Below are 6,257 nucleotides of genomic sequence, written 5' to 3' on the forward strand. Positions count from 1 at the left end.
GTACTACGGCGGCGGCACCCACGCCGACGCTGGTGCCGCCGCCGTAGTACGGGGGCACCTGGGCCACGTCCAGGCGGGTCAGGAACGTCTTCTCGGTGACGCGGCCAAGCTTGATGGTGGCGTTCACCGGCGTGACCTGCGGCGGCTGCGGCGTGCTGCTGCAGGCAGCCAGCACCGGCAGCAGGCCGCACAGGACAAGATAGGGCCGGGTCTTCATGGCGAGATCAGGCCGGTCTTGAGCCGGCCAAGCAGTCGGAACAGGGCGCGCCGGTCGGTCTCGGCCAGGCCCGAGAACAGTTGCCCGATCCAGTCCTCATGCGCGCGCGCCATGCGCGAGAACGCGGCGCGCCCGGCCGGGGTCAGGCGGATCAGGTAGGCACGGCGGTCAGTGGGCAGGGCCTCGCGTGAGACCAGGCCTTCCTGCTGCAGCTGGTCGGTGATGCCGGTGACGTTGCCGCCGGTCACCATCATGCGGCGCGACAGCTCGCCCATCTTCAGGCCTTCCGGATGGCGGTCGAGCTGTGCCATCAGGTCGAAGCGCGGCAGCGTGCAGGCAAAATCCTGGCGCAGCCGCGAACGGATATCGCCCTCGATCAGGGTGGTGCAGGTCAACAGCCGCAACCACAGCCGCAGGGCTTCGTGCTCGGTCTGGTCGGCACGGGTTTCAAGGTCGACCGGCGCGCTGTCGGCGCCGGCGGCAGGGGATGGGTTTGGCATCTTCAGTGCATCGGTGCGCAGGTGTGCGGCCGCGGCCGCCAGGGGCCGCCCACGGGGCGGGCAGCCGACATTTGATGCCTCAAGTATATGCGCGATACGCGCCGCCGCCCTGCCGGCGATCAAATCGGCGTCAATCCACCTTGGCGCCGGAATCCTTGACCACCTTGGCCCACTTGGCGGTCTCGGCGCGGATGAACGCGGCGAACTGCTCCGGCGTGTTGCCGACAGGCTCGGCGCCCTGCGCCTGCAGGCGTTCGCGCACGGCCGGGGCGTTCAGCGCCTTGGCCACTTCCTGCTGGATGCGGTGGATGACGTCCGGCGGCGTGCCGGCCGGCGCCAGCATGCCGAACCAGGAGCTGGCTTCATACTGAGGCAGGCCCGCAGCCTGGGCAATGGTTGGCACGCCCGGCAGCGCCGGCGAGGGCCTGGCGCTGGTCACCGCCAGCGCCTTGAGCTTGCCGCTCTTGATCAGCGCCATCGACGACGGCAGGTTGTCGAACATCACCTGCATGGTGCCCCCGGCCAGGTCCGTCAGCGCCGGCCCGCTGCCCTTGTACGGGAAGTGGACCATGAAGGTCCGGGTCTGCGTCTTGAACAACTCCCCGGCCAGGTGGATCGAGGTGCCGTTGCCACTGGAGGCCATGTTGATCTTGCCGGGATTGGCGCGCGCGTAAGTGATCAGGTCCTTGACGCTGTCGATCTTGTTCTGCTGCGCAAACACCGGGTTCAGCACCAGCACGTTGGGCACGGCCGCCACCTCGGTGATCGGGGCGAAGTCCTTGATCGGATCGAACGGCAGCTTGCCGTACAGCGACTGGTTGATGCCATGGGTGCCCACGGTGCCCATCAGCAGCGTGTAGCCGTCCGGAGCGGCCTTGGCGACGATGTCCGCGCCGATATTGCCGCCGGCACCGGGTTTGTTGTCGACCACCACGTTCCAGCCCGGCAGCCTGGCCAGCTCTGCGGCCACGGCGCGGGCCAGGATGTCGGTGGTGCCGCCGGCGGCAAAGGGCACCACCAGCCGGATCGGCTTGGCCGGGTACGGGTCTGCGGCCAGCGCCGACTGGCTGGCGAGCGCGGCAAGGCTGGCGGACAGCAGCAGCGCAACGACGCGCCGGCGAGTGGGTTGCATGGGTGGTCTCCTGGTGTGGCCCGCTCTCGGTACCTGGGGGCTATGGTCAGTGCATTCTAGTCGGCGCCCGCAGTGGCGCCGATGAGGTGATGCCCTATGGGGCTGCAGCGCCGCGCCAATGAAAAAAGGCACCCGAAGGTGCCTTTCAAGCTCAGCCTTGCGACTGGCGATCAGAACTTGTGGCGGATGCCGATGGCGGCGCCAATCATCTTGTCTTCGCCGGTACCCAGGAAGTAACCATTGGCGAAGCTGATCGCCGAGGTGTCGAAGTTCAGGCCGGCGTTCTTCGAGAAGGCCGTGGTCAGGTACACGTCGGTGCGCTTGGACAGGTTGTAGTCGGCCACGAACGAAATCTGCCAGGGGTTCTTGATGTTGTTGGTGGTGTTGACGGTGGCGGCGGCCGGGTTGAAGTTCTTGACGTCGTCGTAGTAGTACGCGAGCGTCAGGCCCAGTGCCGGCGTGACCTGGTAGTTGGCACCGACCCAGTAGTAGTTGTCCTTCAGGATCGTATTGTCGTTCACATGCTTGCTCATGCCCCAGCGATAGCCAGCCATCAGCTTGGCCGGACCGAAGGCATAGCTGGCAGCGACCGCGGCTTTCTTGAATTCGCCGGTGCCGCCGGCGGCGTTCAGGGTCGGGTTGTACTGGTCATAGGCGCCGCTGATGCCGAACGGGCCGGCTGACCACGACACGCCGGCACCGTAGCCGGTGTCGCGGCGGAACTGGCCGGCGACTTCGCCACCGCCGGCAACGCCGTTACCGAACGACCAGTGCGCGACCGCGGTCACCGGGCCGAACTTGCCGGTGTACTTGGCGGTGTTGTCCGAACGGAAGTTCAGGCCCAGTTGAGCGACCACCGGCTCGTACTGGGTGGCATAGCCGGTCGGCGAAAAATTGGCCATCATGTCAAACAGCGAGGTGTACTGGCGACCGAAGGTCACGCGGCCCACCTGGGCGCTTTCCAGGCCGACATAAGCCTGACGACCGAACAGGCGGCCGCCTTGCTGCGAGCGCCCGTCGTCCAGGCCGAAACCGCTTTCCATCACGAACAGTGCCTTCAGGCCGCTGCCCAGGTCTTCCACGCCACGCAGGCCCCAACGCGAACCGGACAGGCCGCCGGACGACATGCGGAAGAGGTTCTCCGACGGGCCGGTCGCAAATCCGTTGGCCGCCGACGGCGTGACGCTCGACATATTGCTCACGTACTCGATGTTGGCATCCACCACACCGTAGAGCGTGACGCTCGATTGGGCCTGCGCCGCCCCAGCAAATGCGCCAAGCGCTGCCAGCGCCAGAAGCGATTTCTTCATGCTCGTTGATCTCCACTGTAAGAATTATTGGTGACGGCCCGGGAGAACCTCCTGTTGGTCTCCATCCCCCGTGCGTCAAACTTCCTGGGAAGTTGCGAAGTACTGTAACAAACAACCCTTAATTCACTACTCAGGCCAATCCCCCTTGTCTTCTTTTAACAACTCAGGGTTTCTGAGTAGCCGGGCGCATCAATGCAAGGCGGGATGCGGGTTGGCGCCGATTAGAGGCAAGCTACAATGCGGGTAATCCCGATGGCCCCCTGTGCGTACCGCAGCCGCAGCTGCGCACCCCACGATCGCAGGGACTGCCGGGAACGAAGACCAACTGCCTCTGCGACATGGACACCCTGATCAAAGAATTCGACGTGGCATTGCGCGCCATTGCCGGCGCCACGCGCACCGCGCGCGCCAACCCGGCTGACCGGCTGGCGCCGGACACCGAACAGATGAGCGCCGATGAACGCCGCCACGTGGCCGGGCTGATGCGCATCAACCATGTCGGCGAGGTCTGCGCGCAGGCCCTGTACCAGGCCCAGAAGCTCACCGCGCGCGACGGCGCGGTGCGCGCGCAGATGGATGCCGCCGCGCGCGAAGAGGAAGACCACCTGGCCTGGTGCGCCGAGCGCCTGCGCGAGCTGGGCTCGCGCCCGAGCCTGCTCAACCCGCTGTGGTACGCCGGCGCCTTCGCCATCGGCTGGATGGCCGGCCGCGCCGGCGACCGCGTCAGCCTGGGCTTCGTCGCCGAGACCGAGCGCCAGGTCGAGCACCACCTGGGCGGGCACCTGGACCGCCTGCCCGAGGCCGACGGCCGCTCGCGTGCCATCCTCGAGCAGATGCGCGACGACGAGATCCGCCACGGCAACGCCGCGCGCGATGCCGGCGGGATCCCGTTACCTGCCCCGGTGCGGGCGCTGATGCGCGGCGCCTCGCGCGTGATGACCACCGCCGCCTACCGGATCTGAGCCGGCCCTGCCTGCCCCCCCGCCGGCCCTGATTCCGGCGGGGCTGGCGGGCAATTGTTGTATCCTTCCTTCGCGCGACGGGCAGGTCTTTCCCGTGCCGCCGGCAGTTCCTCCGCAAGTGGTTCTCAGGTGGTTTCTCGGCTTTCCTCCCTAAGATCTTCATTTCATTAAGGATTCACTTTTTCGGTGCGTGAGGTGTGCGCGCTAAGTCATTGTTCTTATTCAAAAAAACTCGTTTGCTGCCCTGCAACCAGCCTTGACCCGCCATATCGCTTCCTCTAAAGTGGGAAATAGTGTGAGGAAGTGTATTTTTGTGTGAAATTGGGCCCCGACCGTGGGATGATGTCGCCATAGTCGGAACAGAAGGGATTCACGCGCATGCTGGCCGACAACCGGCCGGCATGGACCGGGAGCAAGCTTGTTTCAGGGAGCATCGGCACTCTCGCTGGATGCCAAGGGACGGATGTCCATTCCGTCCCGGCACCGCGAGGCGCTGCAACAGCAGGCCGAGGGCCGGGTGACGCTGACCAAGCACCCGGATGGCTGCCTGTTGCTGTTTCCCCGGCCCGAGTGGGAAACCTTCCGCACGCGCATTGCAGCGCTGCCGATGGATGCGCACTGGTGGAAGCGCATCTTCCTGGGCAACGCCGCCGACGTGGAAATGGACGGCGCGGGCCGGGTGCTGATCGCCCCGGAGTTGCGCAGTGCCGCCATGCTCGACAAAGAAGTCATGCTGCTCGGCATGGGCAGCCATTTCGAAGTGTGGGATGCCGCGACCTACGCCGCCAAGGAACAGCAGGCGATGGCGCAGGGCATGCCCGAAGCATTGAAGAATTTCTCTTTCTGACGAGGTCATGAGTCCAACCGGAACGCCGGCAACCCCCGCCCTGCGCCATCGCACCGTGCTGCTGGACGAGGCCGTCGACGCCTTGGTCTGGCGGCCCGACGGGGTCTACGTCGACGGCACCTTCGGCAGGGGAGGGCACAGCCGGGCGGTGCTGGCCCGGCTGGGGCCAGACGGGGCCCTGGTTGCGTTCGACAAGGACCCAGCAGCAATCGCAGAAGCGGGCACCATCAAGGATGCCCGCTTCTCCATTGAGCACGCGAGCTTTGCGGCCATGGCCGAGCGCCTGTCGGGGCGCGGCCACGTCGCCGGCGTGCTGCTCGACCTGGGGATCAGCTCGCCCCAGATCGACGAGGCGGCGAGGGGGTTTTCCTTTCGTTTCGAGGGCCCGCTGGACATGCGCATGGACACCACGCGCGGCATCACTGCCGCGCAGTGGCTGGCGCAGGCGGATGAGCAGGACATTGCCAGGGTGATACGAGACTATGGGGAAGAACGGTTTGCTGTACAGATTGCAAAGGCGATTGTTGCTCGCCGGAGCGAACCCGGCGATGGCGGACCCATCGCCACTACTGCCGACCTTGCCGCGCTCGTGGCGAAAGCCGTCAAAACACGCGAGAAGGGTCAGGACCCTGCGACCCGCACCTTTCAGGCTCTACGGATTCACGTCAATCAAGAGCTTGAGGACCTCGAAAGAGGGCTGAAGGCGGCGTATGAACTGCTGCAGGTCGGAGGGCGCCTGGTGGTGATCAGCTTCCACTCGCTGGAGGACCGCATCGTCAAGCGGTTCATGGCGGCGCACGCCCGTCCCCAGCAGGATGCCGACCCGGCGCTGCGGCGCGCGCCGCTGCGCGCGGCCGACCTGCCGCAACCGACGCTGCGCCTGCTCGGCCGCTACAAGCCGGGCCCTGAAGAGGTGGCCGCCAACCCGCGCGCGCGCTCGGCCGTGATGCGCGTGGCCGAGAAGCTGGCCCCTGCCGCGACCACTGCCGGCGGAGGCGCACGCGCATGAACCGCCTGACCTTCTTCCTGCTGGCCGCGCTGATCCTGTGCGCGCTGTCGCTGGTGAGCGCGCAGCACCAGGCGCGCACGCTGTTCGTCGCGCTGGAGCGGGCCCAGGCTGAAGAGAAGCAGCTCGATATCGACTGGTCGCGCCTGCAGTACCAGCAGAGCGCGCTGGGCAAGAGCGCGCGCATCGCCGACGCGGCGCGCGCGCAGCTGAAGATGGCGCCGGTCAACCCCGGCAAGACCCAGTATCTGTCCGGCATCGTGCTGCCGCCGCCTGCCGAGGC

At 66.6% G+C, this 6,257-nt stretch carries 7 protein-coding genes and 1 pseudogene; 4 read left to right on the forward strand and 4 right to left on the reverse strand.

Features of this window, described 5'->3' with window-relative positions:
- The 4 genes and pseudogenes from AC3WRI_RS32675 to AC3WRI_RS32690 all read right to left on the reverse strand — a co-directional run.
- Positions 1-217: pseudogene (locus AC3WRI_RS32675) on the reverse strand (hypothetical protein); the annotation flags it as partial.
- On the reverse strand, positions 214-717 hold the full coding sequence (locus AC3WRI_RS32680) for a MarR family winged helix-turn-helix transcriptional regulator (RefSeq protein WP_010814782.1): 504 nt from the start codon (positions 715-717) through the stop codon (positions 214-216). The gene AC3WRI_RS32680 and the pseudogene AC3WRI_RS32675, both read right to left, overlap by 4 nt.
- A gap of 130 nt (positions 718-847) precedes the next feature.
- Positions 848-1,849: a tripartite tricarboxylate transporter substrate binding protein gene (locus AC3WRI_RS32685; protein WP_010814781.1), complete on the reverse strand. Its 1,002-nt coding sequence runs from the start codon at positions 1,847-1,849 to the stop codon at positions 848-850.
- A 170-nt stretch (positions 1,850-2,019) separates the two neighbouring features.
- A complete protein-coding gene (locus tag AC3WRI_RS32690) occupies positions 2,020-3,159 on the reverse strand; it encodes a porin (protein WP_010814780.1) in 1,140 nt (379 codons plus the stop codon).
- A gap of 338 nt (positions 3,160-3,497) precedes the next feature.
- Between AC3WRI_RS32690 and coq7 the strand changes: the two genes are divergently transcribed.
- From coq7 to ftsL, 4 genes are all read left to right on the forward strand, one after another.
- Positions 3,498-4,121 carry a 2-polyprenyl-3-methyl-6-methoxy-1,4-benzoquinone monooxygenase gene (coq7, locus tag AC3WRI_RS32695; RefSeq protein ID WP_010814779.1) on the forward strand — a complete coding sequence of 208 codons (624 nt, stop codon included), beginning with the start codon at positions 3,498-3,500 and terminating at the stop codon, positions 4,119-4,121.
- Between the two features lie 418 nt (positions 4,122-4,539).
- Complete coding sequence (gene mraZ / locus AC3WRI_RS32700) at positions 4,540-4,968, forward strand: division/cell wall cluster transcriptional repressor MraZ (protein WP_010814778.1); 429 nt, start codon at positions 4,540-4,542, stop codon at positions 4,966-4,968.
- Between the two features lie 7 nt (positions 4,969-4,975).
- Positions 4,976-5,977 carry a 16S rRNA (cytosine(1402)-N(4))-methyltransferase RsmH gene (gene rsmH, locus AC3WRI_RS32705; RefSeq protein WP_010814777.1) on the forward strand — a complete coding sequence of 334 codons (1,002 nt, stop codon included), beginning with the start codon at positions 4,976-4,978 and terminating at the stop codon, positions 5,975-5,977.
- A partial coding sequence (gene ftsL / locus AC3WRI_RS32710; protein ID WP_492294990.1) for a cell division protein FtsL occupies positions 5,974-6,257 on the forward strand: 284 nt, incomplete at its 3' end. The genes rsmH and ftsL, both read left to right, overlap by 4 nt.

This window comes from Cupriavidus sp. FW305-27 (genome assembly GCF_058787995.1).

Excerpts from the sequence above, each read along its gene's own strand:
- AC3WRI_RS32685 (WP_010814781.1), bottom strand. The coding sequence starts at position 1,849 with ATGCAACCCACTCGCCGGCGCGTCGTTGCGCTGCTGCTGTCCGCCAGC.
- rsmH (WP_010814777.1), top strand. The coding sequence starts at position 4,976 with ATGAGTCCAACCGGAACGCCGGCAACCCCCGCCCTGCGCCATCGCACC.
- AC3WRI_RS32690 (WP_010814780.1), bottom strand. The coding sequence starts at position 3,159 with ATGAAGAAATCGCTTCTGGCGCTGGCAGCGCTTGGCGCATTTGCTGGG.
- AC3WRI_RS32680 (WP_010814782.1), bottom strand. The coding sequence starts at position 717 with ATGCCAAACCCATCCCCTGCCGCCGGCGCCGACAGCGCGCCGGTCGAC.
- coq7 (WP_010814779.1), top strand. The coding sequence starts at position 3,498 with ATGGACACCCTGATCAAAGAATTCGACGTGGCATTGCGCGCCATTGCC.